Here is a 15,978-nt window from a genome sequence, read left to right as displayed (position 1 = left end):
GAACGGGCGCGGGGAGGCGCCCGAAGGGGCGGAACGTCGGGCGGAGGTCCCGGCGAGGTCAACTGTACGGCGATAACTCGGCCGGTTTCAGCGACGCTTTTCGGCAGTTGTGGCGAAAGTACCGCACTTTCAAATCCGCTGCACAAAACTGAACGATGGTCAGTGAACGCTTGGCGGATAAGGATTCCCCGAGGGAAGGCGCCTGCGTCACTCGTACCCGAATCTCAAATTTTGACGCGATCGCGCAAAAGAAGGGAGCGGCGGATCGCTCCGCCGCCCCAGATTGTCGTCCGATCGTCGAAGCGGCTTAGAAGCTCTTCGAGATCCACACGCCGTAGGTCCGCGGCTCGGTGTAGAAGCCGTTGCGGAACAGGCCCGAGGAGTCGTCGGTCAGGTAGAAGTCCGTGATCGCCGTCTCGTCCGTGGCGTTCTTCACGAAGGCGCCGACCTCGATGCCCTTGTCGGGATTGGCGACGGTCAGCGTCAGGTTGACGTTGTCCCAGCCTTTGATGCGGTCGGCCGGGGAGTTGTAGATCCGGCCGAACGTCTTGGTCTGGTGGTAGTAGTCCCCCCGCAGGGTGGCGTCCCAGTCGCCGAAGTTCATCGTGTACTGGGCGCCCAGCGACACCGTCCAGTGCGGCGCGTTCGGGAGTTCGTTGCCGTCCAGGTCCTGCACCACGCCTTCCGACACCAGGCCGCCGTAGACGTTGGTGCCCGCGGCGATGGCGCCCGAGTTCAGGATGTTGGTCCCGGCCCCGGCGTTGCTGACCGGCGTGCAGAGGCCCAGCAGGCTGAACGGTCCGTTGGTGTTGGCGGCGGAGTTCGAGAACGCCAGGGCCGCCTGCGCATTGGCCAGGGTGACCACGCAGTTCGACGCGGTGTCCGACTTCACCACGATCAGGTTCGGGTTGCCGGCGGTGCGGTTGAAGGTGTCGATCGAGCTGGCGTTCTTCAGCTTGCTGTCGAGCCAGCCGACCGAGGCGTTCAGGCGCAGGCCGTCGAGCGGTTGCCAGATCGACTCGAACTCCACGCCCTTGACCTCGGCGTCGATGTTCTCGTTGACCGAGGTCCGGTTGACGATCTTCGAGACCTGGTAGCCCTTGTAGTCATAGAAGAACGCCGAGGCGTTGACCTGCAGGGTGCCGTCGAGAAGCGTGTTCTTCGTGCCGATCTCGTAGGAGTTGATGAACTCCGGCTCGAAGGTCGGCGACACCGGCACCACGCCGACGCCGGGGCTGAACGCCGGGTTCACGCCGCCGGCCTTATAGCCGCGGGCGTAGAAGGCGTAGATCAGCGTGTCGTTGGTGAAGCCCAGGTCCGGCTTCCAGTCGAAGCCGAAGCGGCCGGTGGGCTCCTTGAACTTCACCTTCAGGGTGCGGTTCGGGATCGGGCCGGAACCGGGCACGCCCAGCGAGGTCGTGTGCGACTGCACTTCCTTGTCGTCGACGGTGTAGCGCAGGCCGAGGGTCCACTTCAGGCTCTCGGTCATCTGGTAGTAGAGCTCGCCGAAGGCGGCATAGGACACCAGCTTATAGGGGCCGTAGCTGTCGTAGTAGTTGTGGCCCGAACGGTCCGGGTCGGCTTTGGGGTCGATGGCCACGCAGGCGGCGCCGGAGGTGCAGTTCGGGTTGCCCGCGAACAGCAGGTTCCGGATCTGGTAGTAGCCGGTGCCGGTGTTGAACATCACGAAGTAGTCGCCGGTCGACTCGTACTTCGTGAGCATGCCGCCGACGTTGAAGTTCCACGGCCCGTCGAAGCTCGACTGCAGCCGAAGCTCGTGGCTCCACTGCTCGGCGTAGGACGACGAGATGTCCGTGGTCGTGAACCGGTTCTGCGGGCCGTTCTGCGGGTCGTTGATCACGCCGCCAGGGAACAGGCTCGGATAGATGACCGTGGCGTAGCCCGGGACGCCCGCGAAGGCGTTCACCGGGTTCGGCGTCGCGTTGAACGTCGATGACGGCAGGTAGCGGTTGTAGTCCTGGCGGGTGAAGACCTTGTATTCGGTCACGGCCGACAGCCAGTTCAGGGTCAGGTTGTCGGTGACGTCGAACTCGGCGTTGAACTCGGCGATGTCCGTCTTCGACTTGTAGATCGGGTCGAAGAGCGACTCGATGTCCCGCGGATCCGACGACTGCATCTTGCCGGCGTAGGCGTCGCCGGTCTGGAAGCCGCCCAGGGCGCCGAACAGGCCGCCCAGGGTGCCCTGCGAGTTCACCGTGCCCATGGCGCTGGCGTCATAGAGCGAGGTGGGCAGGCAGCCCTGGCTGAACAGGCCGCGCTGGATCTGGCCGACCGGGGGGATCGCCGAATAGGCGACGCCGCCGATGCTCGCCGGGCCCGGGTCCTTGGTGCAGAACTGCTTGCCGATGCGCGAGCGGTTGTCGTGCTCCTCGAAGTGGTCGAGCAGCAGCCAGGAGCGGAACCGCTCCGAGGGCGAGAACGAGATGGTCGCCCGGCCGGCCCACAGGTCACGGTCGTCGGCGTCGTTGCCGGTGACGATGTTCTCGCCGTAGCCGTCGCGCTTCAGGTAGTTGCCGGCCAGGCGCACGGCGAACATGTCGCCCAGCGGCACGTTCAGCATGCCGCGCAGCTTGACCGAGTTGTAGTTGCCGTATTCGGCGCGGGCGTTGGCCTGGAAGGTGTCGACCGGCTTGGCGGTCAGCAGGTTGACCACGCCGCCGGTGGCGTTGCGGCCGTAGAGGGTGCCCTGCGGACCCCGGAGCACTTCGACGCGCTCCATGTCGTAGAATTCGGTCTCGAACAGGTTGTTCGCGATCAGCGGGGCGTTGTTCAGGTGGATGCCCGTGCCGGCGTCACCGGAGGCGGCCACCAGCTTCGAGCCGATGCCCCGGATCTGGAAGTTATAGCTGCCGGTGAAGTTCGCCTTGGAGAAGTTCACGTTCGGCACGGCGAGGACCAGGTTCGGGCCGCCGTCGATCTTGGACTTCTCGAGGGCGTTCTGGTCGAAGGCCGAAACGGCGATCGGCACGTCCTGGAGGGCTTCCTCCTTCTTCTGGGCCGTGACGACCAGTTCCTCGATGACGTTGCCGCCGGTCTGCGCCGACGCGGGCGTCGCAAACGCCGCGATCACGCCGACGGAGACGCCAGCAGCCAACAGGCCGCGAAGATTCGCAGTCTTCAACATTCATGTTCCTCCCAGGGCGGGGGGCTCTTCCGGCCCTCCTCACCGAATTACGCCGCGAAAGGCGCGCCGCGGGGAGAGCGGCGCGTCCCCCAACAGCTAGCAAGAGGCTCGCTCTGCATGACGCCTGTGTCAACGAACGCGGGCGCGTGACGTGGAGGAAGGGCGAAGGTTGCCTCGCACTGTGGCGCCGGGGACAACGCGGCTTCCGTAACGTCGCTTCCCCTGGAAGGCCTTCCGGCCCATATGAGGGCCGATGAGCGACGGCGGCGCAGCACTGGTCTTGTTCTCGGGCGGGCAGGATTCGACCGTCTGCCTGGCGTGGGCGCTCGACCGTTACGCGCGGGTGGAGACCGTGGGCTTCGACTATGGTCAGCGGCACGCCGTGGAGCTGGAGGCCCGCCAGGCCGTGCGCGCCCGGCTGGCGGCGGAATTTCCCCGCTGGGCCGCCCGCCTGGGCGAGGACCACATGCTGGAGATGCGGGGCTTTGGCGCCATCGGCGGGACGGCGATGACCGAGGAGCGGGCCTTCGAGATCACCGGCAAGGGCCTGCCCTCCACCTATGTCCCCGGCCGCAACCTCGTCTTCCTGACCTACGCCGCCGCCCTGGCCGACCGCCGGGGAATCCCCGTCCTGGCGGGCGGCATGTGCGAGACGGACTTCTCCGGCTATCCCGACTGCCGGCGCGAGGCGATCGACGCCATGGAGCGGGCGCTGAACCTCGGCATGGCCCAGGATTTCCGCATCGAGACGCCCCTGATGCGCCTAACCAAGGCCGAGACCTGGGCGCTCGCCAAGCGGCTGGGCGGCGAGGCGCTGGTGGCGCTGACCGTCGAGGAGAGCCACACCTGCTATCGCGGCGAGCGCGGCGAACTGCACGCCTGGGGCCATGGCTGCGGGACCTGCCCGGCCTGCGAGCTGCGGGCGAAGGGCTGGAACGAGTGGGCGGCGGGAGGCCGTCCGGAACTGGCGGCATGAGCTACGCGGTCAAGGAGATCTTCCTCACCCTCCAGGGCGAGGGCGGCCAGGCGGGTCGGCCGGCGGTGTTCTGCCGCTTCGCCGGCTGCAACCTGTGGTCCGGCCGCGAGGAGGACCGGGCGGACGCGGTCTGCACGTTCTGCGACACCGACTTCGTGGGCATGGACGGTTCGGGCGGCGGGCGTTTCGCCGACGCCGAGGCGCTGGCGGGCGCCGTAGAAGCCCGGTGGAAGGGCGGGCCGGACGACCGCCTGGTGGTGCTCACCGGCGGCGAGCCGCTTCTCCAGGTGGACGTCGCGCTGATCGACGCCCTGCACCTCCGCGGCTTCTCGATCGCGCTGGAGACCAACGGAACACTGCCGGTCCCGGACGGGATCGACTGGATCTGCGTCAGCCCCAAGGCCGACGCGCCCGTGGTCCAGACGCACGGCCAGGAGCTGAAGCTGGTCTATCCCCAGGCCAAGGCGCCGCCGGAGCGGTTCGAGGGGCTCGATTTCGAGCGTTTCCTGCTGCAGCCGATGGACGGCCCCGACCGCGCGGCGAACACCGAGGCCGCAATCGCCTATTGCCTCGCCCACCCCCGCTGGCGTTTAAGCGTCCAGACCCACAAATACCTCGGCATCGCCTGAGGCTTCCGCCCGGCGGCCAGACCCATATTCCATGAGCCAACCCGTCTTCGAGATCACCAAGGCCGCGACCTTCGACGCGGCCCATTACCTCGCCGAGGGACCGGCGCACCGGCCCTACACGAACCTGCACGGCCACTCGTTCAAGGTGGAAGCCACCGTCCGCGGCCAGACCCAGGAGCCGGTGGGTTGGGTCGCCGACCTCGCCGACCTGGAGAGCGCGCTGAAGGGCGTGGCGGCCGAGCTGGACCACGGCCTGCTCAACGAGAAGCCGGGCCTGGAGCGCCCGACGCTCGAGCACCTTTGCCTCTATTTCGCCGAGCGGCTGAAGCCGAAGTTCCCGGGCCTGTCGCGCATCGTCGTGTCTCGGCCGACCATCGGCGAGAGCTGCGCGATGGCGGTGGCCTAGAACCTAGTCCTTCGGGTCGGTCGAGCGCCGCCAGGGGCCCTTGTAGTCGGGGTCGGCGCGGCGGCGGCGGTCGGGGCCGAAGTAGTCGGCCGTGCGCACGAAGGGCCGCGCGTTCTCCACGACCTGGTGGATGCGCTCCACGACACCCCGGGCGGTCAGCGGCTTGGCCAGGAATTCGTTGACGCCGGCGTCGCGGGCCTCGTTCACCCGGGCGAAGGTCGAATGGCCCGTGATCATGATCACCGGGCAAAGCTGGTTCGGGCTGTCGGGCGAGTTGCGCAGCAGGCGCACGAAGTCGATGCCGTCCAAGGGCTGCATCGACAGGTCGGTCATGACGATGTCGATGGCGTGGTTGCGCATCATCTGGAGGCCTTCGGCCCCGTCGTTCGCCTCGAAGATATCCTTCACGCCGAGCGCGCGCAGAATCTCCGCCAACAGCACCCGCATGTGGTGGTTGTCGTCGACGAGCAGGATCTTGAGCAGATCGTACCGCACCGCTTGACCGGTATTCCCCCTTCAGGCGAAGCCGCGTAACCCGCTGGCGGGGCGACGGCGCGCGCTGAATAGAAGTTGGATGTAACGTCGGTCAATGGCGTTGCAGTTGAGCCACACGCCTAAGTGGCTGAGTTCAGTGAAAAATCGTCACGTAGATACTGTTGTATCCGTCGTGTTCACGACCGACTTGAAACACCGGGCCGGAAGGCGCCGCCGCCTATCTGGGCCCGGTGGCGCAGCCAGGCGTCGGCCAGCACGCAGGCGACCATGGCCTCCACCACGGGCACGGCCCGGATGCCCACGCACGGATCGTGGCGGCCCTTGGTGCGCAGCTCGATCTCCTCGCCAGCCTCGTTCAGGCTGCTTCGCGGCGTGAGGATGGAAGAGGTGGGCTTGAACGCCACCCGCGCGGTCACCGGCTGGCCGGTGGAGATTCCGCCCAGCACGCCGCCGGCCTTGTTGGAGAGGAACATCGGCCCGTCGTTCCCCATCCGCATCTCGTCGGCGTTCTCCTCGCCCGAGAGCGCGGCCGAGGCGAAGCCCGCGCCGATCTCCACGCCCTTGGCGGCGTTGATGGACATCAGCGCGGCGGCCAGCTCGGCGTCCAGCTTGCCGTAGAGGGGCGCGCCCCAGCCGGCGGGCACGCCCAGCGCCTCGACGGCCACGACCGCCCCGGTGGAGGAGCCGGCCTTGCGCACCTGCTCCAGATGTTTTTCCCAGACCGGCACGATCCCGGGATCGGGCGCCCAGAAAGGATTGTCGCCGGTCACGGACCAGTCGAGGCGCTCGGGGTCCACCGCGTGCGGGCCGATCTGCACGACCGCGCCCCGGATGGTCACGCCGTCCAGCAGCTTGCGGGCGATGGCGCCGGCCGCCACCCGCGCGGCGGTCTCTCGCGCCGAGGCCCGGCCGCCGCCCCGGTAGTCCCGCACGCCGTACTTGGCGAAATAGGCGTAGTCGGCGTGGCCCGGCCGGAACGACGTGGCGATCTCGGAATAGTCCCGGCTGCGCTGGTCGGTGTTCTCGATCATCAGCGAGATGGGCGTACCGGTAGTGACCTGGCCGGCGGTCCTGTCGTCCTGGAAGACGCCCGATAGGATGCGCACCGCGTCCGGCTCCTGGCGCTGGGTCACGAACTTGCCCTGGCCGGGCCGGCGGCGGTCGAGCCAGGGCTGGATGTCGGCCTCGGTCAGGGGCACGCCGGGGGGGCAGCCGTCGACCACGCACCCCAGCGCCGGCCCGTGGCTTTCGCCCCAGGTGGTGACGCGGAACAGGTGGCCGAAGGTGTTGTGCGACATGGCGCGGCCTCTCTAGCCCCGATCCTGGCCGATCACCAAGCCGCCGGTCAGGCGGCCCACGCCGCCGCGAAGCGGCGGAGGAGGGAGAGGGCGGCGCTGTCGGCCGTCCCGGCCGTCTGGGCGAGGCGGATGAACAGATGTCCGCGCGGGTGGCGTCCGCGCGCTGGCAGGCCCTGGCCCTCCAGGCGCACCAGGCCCCGCTCGGCGGCCTTGCGGGTGATCCAGACGACGCGTTTGCCCAGGGGGGTGTCCAGGGTGACGCGGCCGCCCTTCCTCAGCGTTGCGGGCGGCAGGTGGACGGTCATCCAGAGGTCGTGGCCGCGCACCAGAACGCCGGCGTCGGTCTTCACATAGACCTCCAGCTTGCAGCCGCCGGCGCGGACCTTGTCCCCGCAGCGCAGGCCCGCGGGCAGGGTGATGCGCAGCGTGCGTCCGTCGGGGAGGCGGTGCTCGGCCACCCCGCCCAGCAGGGCGGTGATCGGCGGAATGGCCAGGCGCGGATCGGGCGTCGGCTGGGCGGTCCGCGCCGGCGGCGGCGCGAGGCCGTCCTCGATCGGGTTGCGCAAGCGGCGATAGGCCTCGACGACCTGGCGGAAGGCGCCGTCATCCCCGCCGCCGTCGGGATGGGCGTGCTTGGCGGCCTCGCGGAAGGCGCGGCGAACCTCGGCGGGCGTCGAGAGCGAGCTGACCCCCAGCACCTCGCGGGCGGTCTTAAGCGTCATCTCTGGGCGGGGCCGCGCCATGCCGTCCAACGTGGCCCGGACACGGTCAACGGGCGGTTAAGCCTCGCGGGACGCGCGCGCTGCGCGTATAGGGGCGGGCGTGAGCGACAAGACCCTGATCCCCCCGTCTCCATCCGAGGACGACTACGTCCGGCAGGTCTCCGCCGCCGAGCCGCCGCCGCTGCTCAGCGAGGCCGATCCGTTCGCGCTGTTCCGGGAATGGCTGTCAGAGGCGGTGGAGCGCGAGCCCAACGACGCCAACGCCGTGGCGGTCGCCACCGCCGACGAGGGCGGCATGCCGGACGTCCGCATGGTCCTGCTGAAGGACGTCGATGAACGCGGCTTCGTCTTCTACACCAACCTGGGCAGCGCCAAGGGCCGGCAGCTCGCGGCCAATCCCCAGGCGGCGCTGCTGTTCCATTGGAAGTCCCTGCGCCGGCAGGTGCGCGTGCGCGGGACCGTGAGCCGCGTCACCGACGAGGAGGCGGACGCCTATTTCGCCACCCGGGCCCGGGCCAGCCAGATCGGGGCCTGGGCCTCGGAGCAGTCCCAGCCGCTGCCCGACCGGCTGGCGCTGGAGAAGCGGATCGCCGACGTGGGCCTGCGCTTTGGCCTGGGCAAGGTGCCGCGTCCCCCGCATTGGTCGGGCTTCCGCGTGGCGCCGCAGGTCATCGAATTCTGGCGCGACCGGCCCTTCCGCCTGCACGAGCGGCTGGTCTTCGCGCGCGCCGGTGACGGCTGGACGACGCGCAGGCTCTATCCTTGAACGACGCCTCCGAGGCCGAGATCGTGGCCTGGCTCGCCCCGTCCAGCGAGCGCCAGATCGACACCGCCTGCGCCCACGTCTTCCTGCGGGGCCCGGTGGCTCTGAAGGTCAAGCGGCACGCCGACCTGGGCTACGCCGACTTCTCCACGCCCGAGCGGCGCCTGTGGGCGCTTGAGCGCGAACTGGAGTTCAACCGCCCGGCCGCCCCGGACATCTACCGGGCGGTGCGCCGGATCACCCGCGAGGCGGACGGATCGCTGGCGATCGACGGGGCGGGCGAGGCGGTCGACCACCTGCTGGAGATGCGCCGCTTCGACGAGACGGCGGTGCTATCGGCCCGCCCCGAGGTCGTAGACGGCGATCTGGCCGAGCGCCTGGGGCGCTCCATCGCCGACTTCCACGCCCAGGCCCCGCTGCGCCCGGCCGGCGGCCTGACGGCGCTGTCCTGGACCATCGGCTCCAACGCCCAGATCCTGCGCGCCATCCCTGAGCTCGATCAGGCGCGGATCGAGACCCTGATCGCGGCGACCGAGGCGGAGCTGGAGCGCCAGGCGCCGCTCCTGGCCCACCGCTCGGCGAGGGGCTTCGCGCGCCGCTGCCACGGCGACCTGCACCTGGGCAACATCCTCCTGGAGGAGGGGCGGCCGGTTCTCTTCGACTGCATCGAGTTCAGCGACCTGCTTTCCGACCTGGACGTGCAGTACGACCTGGCCTTCCTGCTCATGGACCTGGCGTTCCGCGGCCGCCGGGACGCGGCCGTGCGCGCCATGTCGGCCTATCTGGACGAGGCGGCGCGCGGTTTCCCGCCCGAGATCTGGGAGGGAACGGCGGCCCTGCCGCTGATGCTGGCCACCCGCGCGGCGGTCCGCGCCCACGTCGAGGCGCACAGCGGCAAGGCCGAGGTCGCCGGCGCCTATGTGGAGGCGGCCATCGCCCACCTGTCGCCGGCGCCGCCCGTGCTGGCGGCGGTGGGCGGCCTGTCAGGTTCGGGCAAGTCGACCTTCGCGCGGGCTGTCGCGCCGGAGCTCGGCGCTTCGCCGGGCGCGGTGATCCTGAGGACCGACGAGGTGCGCAAGCGCCTGCTGGGGATCGCGCCCACCGATCCCGCGCCGGAGGCGGCCTACGCCCCGGACGCCATGGCCCGGACCTACGACGAGATGCTGGCCAACGCCCGGGCCCTGCTGAAGGCGGGCCGGGCGGTGGTGCTGGACGCGAGCTTCATCGACGCGGGCCTGCGGACCCGGGCCGAGGCGCTGGCGGCCGAGTGCGGCGTTCCCTTCCGTCCGGCCTGGCTGCACGCCCCGGCCGAGGTGCTGGAGGCGCGGGTCGCCGCGCGCAGCGGCGACGCCTCGGACGCCGGCCTGGACGTCCTGCGCGGGCAGCTCGCCCGCGGCGACCTGGGCGTCTCCTGGCCGAAGGTGGACGTCGCCGGGCCGGTTCCGCCCGCCGCTGAGGCCTGGCTTGAACGGCGCGGCTGAAGCGCGCGTTGCCTAATCCGCGGCGGCTCTCTAAGCGTAAATCCAACTAACAAGCGTTAAGTTGGGAGACGCGCAGATGTTGGGCCTGATGCAGGGCTGGCCGCTCACGGTCGACAAGATCATTGACCACGCCCGGAACTGGCATGGCGACCGGGAAATCGTGAGCCGCTCGGTCGAGGGGCCCATCGTGCGTACGACCTACACCCGCCTGCATGAGCGGGCGAAGCGCCTCTCGAACGCCCTGAAGGCCATGGGCGTCCAGCAGGGCGACAGGGTCGCAACGCTGGCCTGGAACACCGGCCGCCACATGGAAGCCTGGTACGGGATCATGGGGATCGGGGCCGTCTGCCACACCCTGAACCCGCGCCTATTCGCCGAGCAGCTCTGCTACATCGTCAACCACGCCGAGGATAAGGTTGTCTTCACCGACCTGACCTTCCTGCCGGTGCTCCTTCAGAACCGGGCGAAGATGCCGACGGTGAAGCATGTCGTGGTCCTGACCGACCGCGAGGGCATGAAGGGCGTCGATTTCCCCGGCGCGCTCTGCTTCGAGGACCTCGTCGAGCAGAACTCGGCCGACTGCGAATGGGGCGGCTTCCCCGAGGATACGCCGGCGGGCCTCTGCTACACCTCGGGCACCACGGGCAATCCGAAGGGCGTGCTCTACAGCCACCGCTCGAACTTCCTGCACACCCTGGTCACCATGAGCGTCGACGTGCTGGGCCTGTCGGCCCGGGATGTGGTGCTGCCGGTGGTGCCGATGTTCCACGCCAACGCCTGGGGCCTGGCGTTCTCGTGCCCCGCGGTGGGCGCCAAGATGGTCATGCCGGGCGCCAAGCTCGACGGCGCCTCGGTGCACGAGCTGATCGAGACCGAGGGCGTGACGTTCTCGGCCGCCGTGCCGACGGTGTGGCAGATGCTGCTGGCCCACCTGCGCGAGACCAAGGGTCAGGTCACCACCCTGAAGCGGGTGATGATCGGCGGCTCGGCCGTGCCCGAGGCCATCGTGCGCGCCTTCCAGGACGAGTTCGGCGTGGACGTCATGCACGGCTGGGGCATGACCGAGATGTCGCCGCTGGGCACCGTGTCGTCGATGAACGCCGTGACCGCCGAACTGCCGCCCGAGGAGCAGATCAGGTACAAGCTCAAGCAGGGCCGCCCGCCCGTCTGCATGGAGATGAAGCTGGTCAACGACGCCGGCCAGCGCCTGCCCCACGACGGGACCACTTTCGGCCGGCTGATGGTCAGGGGCCCGTTCGTCGTCGGGCAGTACTTCCGGGGCGACGGCGGCGAGATCCTGGACGAGGAGGGCTTCTTCGACACCGGCGACGTCGCCACCATCGACGACCAGGGCTACATGCAGATCACCGACCGCGCGAAGGACGTGATCAAGTCCGGCGGCGAGTGGATCAGCTCCATCGAAATCGAGAACATCGCGGTCGGCCATCCGAAGACGGCGCTGGCCGCCGTGATCGGCGCGCTGCACCCCAAGTGGGACGAGCGGCCGGTGCTGCTGGTCAAGCTGAAGGACGGCGAGACCGCCACCAAGGACGAGTACCTGAAGTTCCTGGAAGGCAAGATCGCCAAGTGGTGGACGCCCGACGACGTGGTCTTTGTCGACGACATCCCGCTGGGGGCCACGGGCAAGATCGACAAGAAGCTGATCCGCGAGCGCATGAAGGACTACGTCCTGCCGACGGCCAGGGCGGCCGAGACGGCCTGAGGCGCGGGGGGGCGCTTCCGATGCCTCTGAAGCGGAGCGCCTTGGAGGTCCCGCTGGCCGACCTCCAGCCGCTGCTGAGCCTCGCCGAGGACACCGGGGCGGGAGACGTGCTGGCCCGGTTCGGCCTGTCGCCCGAACGGGCGGCGGCCGATCCCGGCGCCATGATCCCGCTCACCGACTACTTCCGCTTCTGGCGGGCCATGAAGCAGGCCTCCCGGGAAGAGACCCTCTATCTCTCGGCCCGGCCGCTGGTGACCGGCACCTCGGATTTCGTCATCTCCGACGCCGCGCGAACCGCCACCCTGGCCGACGGGATGGAGCGCATCGCCCAGGCCTACAACCTGCTGCACGGCGGCGACTACAACCGGGTCGAGCGTCACGGCCGGGCCCTGGTCTATTTCGTGGACGACGCGGCCTTTCCCTACGCCCAGTCGTCCGAAACCTACATCCAGCTCTGCCTGGAGGGCGTGCTGCTGTTCCTGCACGCCACCTTCTGCACGCTCGCGGGCGAGGACCTGACGCCGATGCTGCGGCGGGCGCACACGCGCCGGCCGGCGCCGCGCGAGGCGACGCCGCTTTCGCTGTGGGACGTTCCCGTGACCTATGGCGCGGCCGGCTTCGGGCTGACCTACGACGCGGCGATCGCGACACGGCCGCTCAGCGAAGGCTACGGCCTGCCGCCGGACCACGCGGTCCACAATCGCCTCGTGGCGCTGATCGAGGCGGGGCAGGCGGGGCCTGCGCCGGCCGCCTCGGATATCCTCCGCCGGGCCCGCGAGGCCCTGGCCGACGGTTTCCAGGACCAGCCCGTGGTCGCCCGCCGGCTCGGCGTCAGCGTGGCCACCCTGCGCCGGCGCCTGGCCGCGGACGGCGCCTCCTTCCGCAGCCTCCGGCACGAGGTGCTCAACGCGAGCGCCCGCGACCGACTGGCGGCAGGCGCCCGCGTGGGCGACGTGGCCGAGGCGCTGGGCTTCTCGGACTGCCGCAGCTTCACGCGCGCCTTCAAGAGCTGGAACGGCGTGACGCCCCGCGGCTGGCGTGAGCGAAATTGTTCCCCGCAAGATGAGCCGTCCGGTCGTCGGCAAGGCGATCCGCACGCGGTCTAATGCCTCCCAAGCATGTAGCGCCGCGCAGTCGGCGACAGGGGGAAACGGCATGGGATACGGCAAATGCGCGCTCGCCGGCGGCGCCTCGGCGCTGGCGCTGCTCATCGGGGCGACCGACGTCCGGGCGCAGGACGGCGCCACGCAGGTGGAGGAACTGACGGTCACCGCGCGGCGGCAGGCCGAGAACCTCCAGGACGTCCCCGCCGCCGTCAGCGCCTTCGGCGCCAAGAGCCTCTACGAGGACCAGGTCGAGACGGTGGGCGACCTCCAGTCGCACGTCCCGAACCTCTCGCTGCACGTGGGCGACGCCTCGAACGCCGTCGTCTACATCCGCGGCGTCGGTCAGATCGACTCGATCTCGTTCAATGATCCCGGCGTGGGCGTCTATCTCGACGACGTCTACATGGGCCGGGTGCAGGGCTCGTTCCTGGACGTCATCGACCCCCAGCAGATCGAGGTGCTGCGCGGGCCTCAGGGCACCCTCTACGGCCGCAACACCATCGGCGGCGCCCTGAAGTTCACCAGCGCCCGGCCGACGGACGCGGTCGAGGGCTATCTCGACGCCACCTTGGGCAACTACGACAGCCGCAGCTTCAAGGCCGTGCTCGGCGGCCCGATCGCCTCGGACGTGCTGCTGGGCAAGGTCGCCTTCGCCGCCTCCCGGCGCGACGGCTACACGAAGAACCTGCTGACCGGCGAGGACGACGGCGACAAGGACACCATCGCCGGGCGGGTCAGCCTGCTCTTCCAGCCCACCTCGGACTTCTCGGCCTACCTGACGCTCGACGCCTCGAAGAACAGCCCGGATGCGTCCCGCACGCCGCACCGCGAGACGCCGATCTATTCGGTGAACACCGGCGGCCTGCGCCCCGTGATCGCCGACCCCGATCGGGTGGAGGCGACCTACAACGACCTCGAGCGCCTCAAGACCCGCGGCGCGGCCCTGACGCTGCAGTACGACCGCGGCCCCTTCACCTTCAAGTCGATCACCGCCTACCGGGAGATGGAGTACCGCACCCATCTCGACCTCGACTCCTCGCCCGACGGGTCCTTCGGCATCTACGACTTCGAGGACCAGGACCAGACGAGCCAGGAGCTGCAGGTCCTCTACAAGGGCGAGCGGCTGTCGGCGGTGGCCGGCCTCTTCTACTTCAAGGAGAACGACGAGACGTTCTCGGGCCTCGTGGGGCCGGACTTCTTCGTCATCCTGCCGGGGCCGATCTACTTCCCGTTCCCGGCCAACACGGCGGGCCTGCGGAAGGCGGAGAACACCAGCGCGGCGGCCTACGCCCAGCTCGACTACAAGCTGACCGACCGGGCCAGCGTGACGGTCGGCGCCCGCTACACCTACGAGGAGAAGTGGACCGACAACCGCGGCGAATACTTCGATCCCGCCGTGGCGCCGAGCGCCGAGGACATGGAGCGCCTGTTCGGGACCGGCGCCGGGTACAATGTGACGGGCTTCGAGGCCAAGGAGGACTGGTCCTCCTTCACGCCCAAGGCGGCGTTCAACTACCAAGTCTCGGACGACGTGCTGACCTATGTCAGCGTGGCCAAGGGCTTCAAGAGCGGCGGCTTCAACGGCCGCAACTCGGTCTCGGCCCAGTCCTTCGATCCCGAGACCATGTGGAGCTACGAGGCCGGGCTGAAGACCGAGCTGGCCGACCGCCGGGTGCGCCTGAACCTCGCGGCCTTCTACCAGGACTACAAGAACCTGCAGCTCAGCCGGTTCGCCGCCGACCCGCAGACGGGCGACTTCGTGGCCGTGTTCGACAACGCCGGCCGGGCCAACATGTACGGCCTGGAGACCGAGTTGACGGCGGTGGTGACGCCCCGGTTCCGCATCGAGGCCAACGGCGCCTACCTGCACAGCGAGTATGACGAATACATCGACGGCGGCGTCGACATCAGCGACCAGCGCCATCTGGTGAACGCGCCCAAGTGGTCGGGCCGGCTGTCGGCCAGCTATGAGGTGGACCTGGGCGAGGCCGGCGAGCTGACCTTCAACGGCGGGGTGAGCCACCGCTCCAAGACCTATCTCACGGTCTCCAGCAGCGAGGTGCTGGCCCAGGAGGGCTACGCGCTGCTCGACGCCTCGGTGGTCTGGTCGCAGCCGGGCGGCCCCTGGAGCGTGATCCTCTCGGGCCGCAACCTCACCGACGAGCGCTACCGCGAGCACGGCTTCGACCTGACGGACTCGCCCGGCGTCCAGCTCGGCTACTACGGCGCCCCGCGCACCTATTCGGTCAATGTCCGCTACCGGTTCTGATCCGGCGCCGGACGCCGAGACTGCGGCGCTGCTGGCGGCCATGGTCACCGACTTCGCCGACGTCCCGGCCGAGCCGACCGTCGAGGACCGCCGGGCCATGCTGCGCCGGATGGCGCTCGCCTACGGCCCGGCCCCGTCGCCCGTCGCCCGCATCGGGGATCGCGAGGTTCCGGGCCCGGCCGGCCCGGTTCCCGTGCGCATCTACTGGCCCGCCGAGCCAGCGGGCTCGCCGCCGCCGCTTGTCCTGCACATCCACGGCGGCGGCTGGGCGATCGGCGATCCCGAGGGCTACGAGCGGGTGTGCCGGGCCTACTGCGCGGCGGGCGGCTGCGTGGTCGTGGATGTCCATTACCGTCGCGCTCCCGAGCACAGGTATCCCGCCGCCCTCGAGGACTGCGAAGCCGCCCTGGCCTGGGCGGCGAGGGAGGCCGGGGTGCTGGGCGCCGATCCGGCCCGGATCGCGGTCACGGGCGACAGCGCGGGGGGCAACCTCGCCGCCGCGCTCTGCCAGCGGGCGGGCGTTCCGCTGGCCCTGCAAGTGCTGGTCTATCCGGTGATCAGCGCGAGCGCTCATACGGACTTCCCGTCCCGGGCCGCGCTCGGCGACGGACGCTTCTTCCTGCGCGAGGCCGACATCCGCAACGCCGAGGCCGAGTACCTGCCCGGTCCCGCGGCCGGGGAGGAGCCAGGCGCCTCGCCGATCCTCGCGGCCGAGGACGTGCTGGCGCGCTTGCCGCCCACGCTGATCGTCACGGCGGGGCTCGATCCCCTGCGCGACGAGGGCGCAGCCTACGCCGCGCGACTGGCGGCGGCCGGCGTCCCTGTGGAGCACGTCTGCGTGGATGGTACGATCCACGCCTTCGTCCTGTTCGCCGGGCGCATCTCCAAGGGGGCTGCGGTCATCGCCGGGATCGGCCGGCGGATACGGGAGCTCGCGGGGCCTTGACGGCTTCGGAAGGCCCTGT

Annotated in this window: 13 protein-coding genes; 9 read left to right on the top strand and 4 right to left on the bottom strand. The window is 69.8% G+C overall.

Annotated elements, in window-relative coordinates; genetic code table 11:
• Positions 1–307 precede the first annotated feature (307 nt).
• Positions 308–3,145 carry a TonB-dependent receptor gene (locus tag ACK4TT_RS05285; RefSeq protein ID WP_409636471.1) on the bottom strand — a complete coding sequence of 946 codons (2,838 nt, stop codon included), beginning with the start codon at positions 3,143–3,145 and terminating at the stop codon, positions 308–310.
• A 253-nt stretch (positions 3,146–3,398) separates the two neighbouring features.
• On the opposite strand from ACK4TT_RS05285, the gene queC reads away from it, so the two are divergent.
• From queC to ACK4TT_RS05270, 3 genes are read left to right on the top strand one after another with little or no spacing between them, the layout of a single operon-like run.
• Positions 3,399–4,121, top strand: coding sequence for a 7-cyano-7-deazaguanine synthase QueC (gene queC, locus ACK4TT_RS05280; RefSeq protein ID WP_409636468.1), 723 nt, complete (start codon positions 3,399–3,401; stop codon positions 4,119–4,121).
• A complete protein-coding gene (queE, locus tag ACK4TT_RS05275; protein WP_410212580.1) occupies positions 4,118–4,750 on the top strand; it encodes a 7-carboxy-7-deazaguanine synthase in 633 nt (210 codons plus the stop codon). Before queC ends, queE begins: the two co-directional genes overlap by 4 nt.
• Before the next feature lie 31 nt (positions 4,751–4,781).
• On the top strand, positions 4,782–5,156 hold the full coding sequence (locus ACK4TT_RS05270) for a 6-pyruvoyl trahydropterin synthase family protein (protein ID WP_409636462.1): 375 nt from the start codon (positions 4,782–4,784) through the stop codon (positions 5,154–5,156).
• 3 nt (positions 5,157–5,159) lie between these two features.
• On the opposite strand, the gene ACK4TT_RS05265 is transcribed toward ACK4TT_RS05270, so the two are convergent.
• The 3 genes from ACK4TT_RS05265 to ACK4TT_RS05255 all read right to left on the bottom strand — a co-directional run bounded on the left by ACK4TT_RS05265 (position 5,160) and on the right by ACK4TT_RS05255 (position 7,671).
• A complete protein-coding gene (locus tag ACK4TT_RS05265; RefSeq protein WP_409636459.1) occupies positions 5,160–5,651 on the bottom strand; it encodes a response regulator in 492 nt (163 codons plus the stop codon).
• A 176-nt stretch (positions 5,652–5,827) separates the two neighbouring features.
• Entirely contained in the window at positions 5,828–6,949 is a 1,122-nt protein-coding gene (gene aroC, locus ACK4TT_RS05260) for a chorismate synthase (RefSeq protein WP_410212579.1), read from the bottom strand.
• A 47-nt stretch (positions 6,950–6,996) separates the two neighbouring features.
• Complete coding sequence (locus tag ACK4TT_RS05255) at positions 6,997–7,671, bottom strand: DnaJ C-terminal domain-containing protein (RefSeq protein ID WP_409636453.1); 675 nt, start codon at positions 7,669–7,671, stop codon at positions 6,997–6,999.
• 100 nt (positions 7,672–7,771) lie between these two features.
• On the opposite strand from ACK4TT_RS05255, the gene pdxH reads away from it, so the two are divergent.
• The 6 genes from pdxH (at position 7,772) to ACK4TT_RS05225 (ending at position 15,959) form a co-directional block, all read left to right on the top strand.
• Positions 7,772–8,437, top strand: coding sequence for a pyridoxamine 5'-phosphate oxidase (gene pdxH, locus ACK4TT_RS05250; RefSeq protein ID WP_409636450.1), 666 nt, complete (start codon positions 7,772–7,774; stop codon positions 8,435–8,437).
• Positions 8,434–9,915: an AAA family ATPase gene (locus ACK4TT_RS05245; protein ID WP_409636447.1), complete on the top strand. Its 1,482-nt coding sequence runs from the start codon at positions 8,434–8,436 to the stop codon at positions 9,913–9,915. The genes pdxH and ACK4TT_RS05245 overlap by 4 nt, the downstream gene beginning before the upstream one ends.
• Positions 9,916–9,991: 76 nt before the next feature.
• A complete protein-coding gene (locus ACK4TT_RS05240) occupies positions 9,992–11,638 on the top strand; it encodes a long-chain-fatty-acid--CoA ligase (protein WP_410212578.1) in 1,647 nt (548 codons plus the stop codon).
• Positions 11,639–11,658: 20 nt separating this feature from the next.
• Positions 11,659–12,744 (top strand): helix-turn-helix domain-containing protein, encoded by a 1,086-nt coding sequence (locus ACK4TT_RS05235; protein WP_409636442.1) that lies wholly within the window; start codon positions 11,659–11,661, stop codon positions 12,742–12,744.
• A gap of 49 nt (positions 12,745–12,793) precedes the next feature.
• On the top strand, positions 12,794–15,013 hold the full coding sequence (locus ACK4TT_RS05230; RefSeq protein ID WP_410212577.1) for a TonB-dependent receptor: 2,220 nt from the start codon (positions 12,794–12,796) through the stop codon (positions 15,011–15,013).
• Positions 14,994–15,959 (top strand): alpha/beta hydrolase, encoded by a 966-nt coding sequence (locus ACK4TT_RS05225; protein WP_409636437.1) that lies wholly within the window; start codon positions 14,994–14,996, stop codon positions 15,957–15,959. The genes ACK4TT_RS05230 and ACK4TT_RS05225 overlap by 20 nt, the downstream gene beginning before the upstream one ends.
• Positions 15,960–15,978: the final 19 nt, after the last annotated feature.

It is taken from the genome of Phenylobacterium sp., from assembly GCF_046463815.1.
GTDB lineage: Bacteria > Pseudomonadota > Alphaproteobacteria > Caulobacterales > Caulobacteraceae > Phenylobacterium.
Note: the sequence above shows the minus strand (reverse complement) of the source record. Positions and strands in the feature narration are given on the sequence as shown.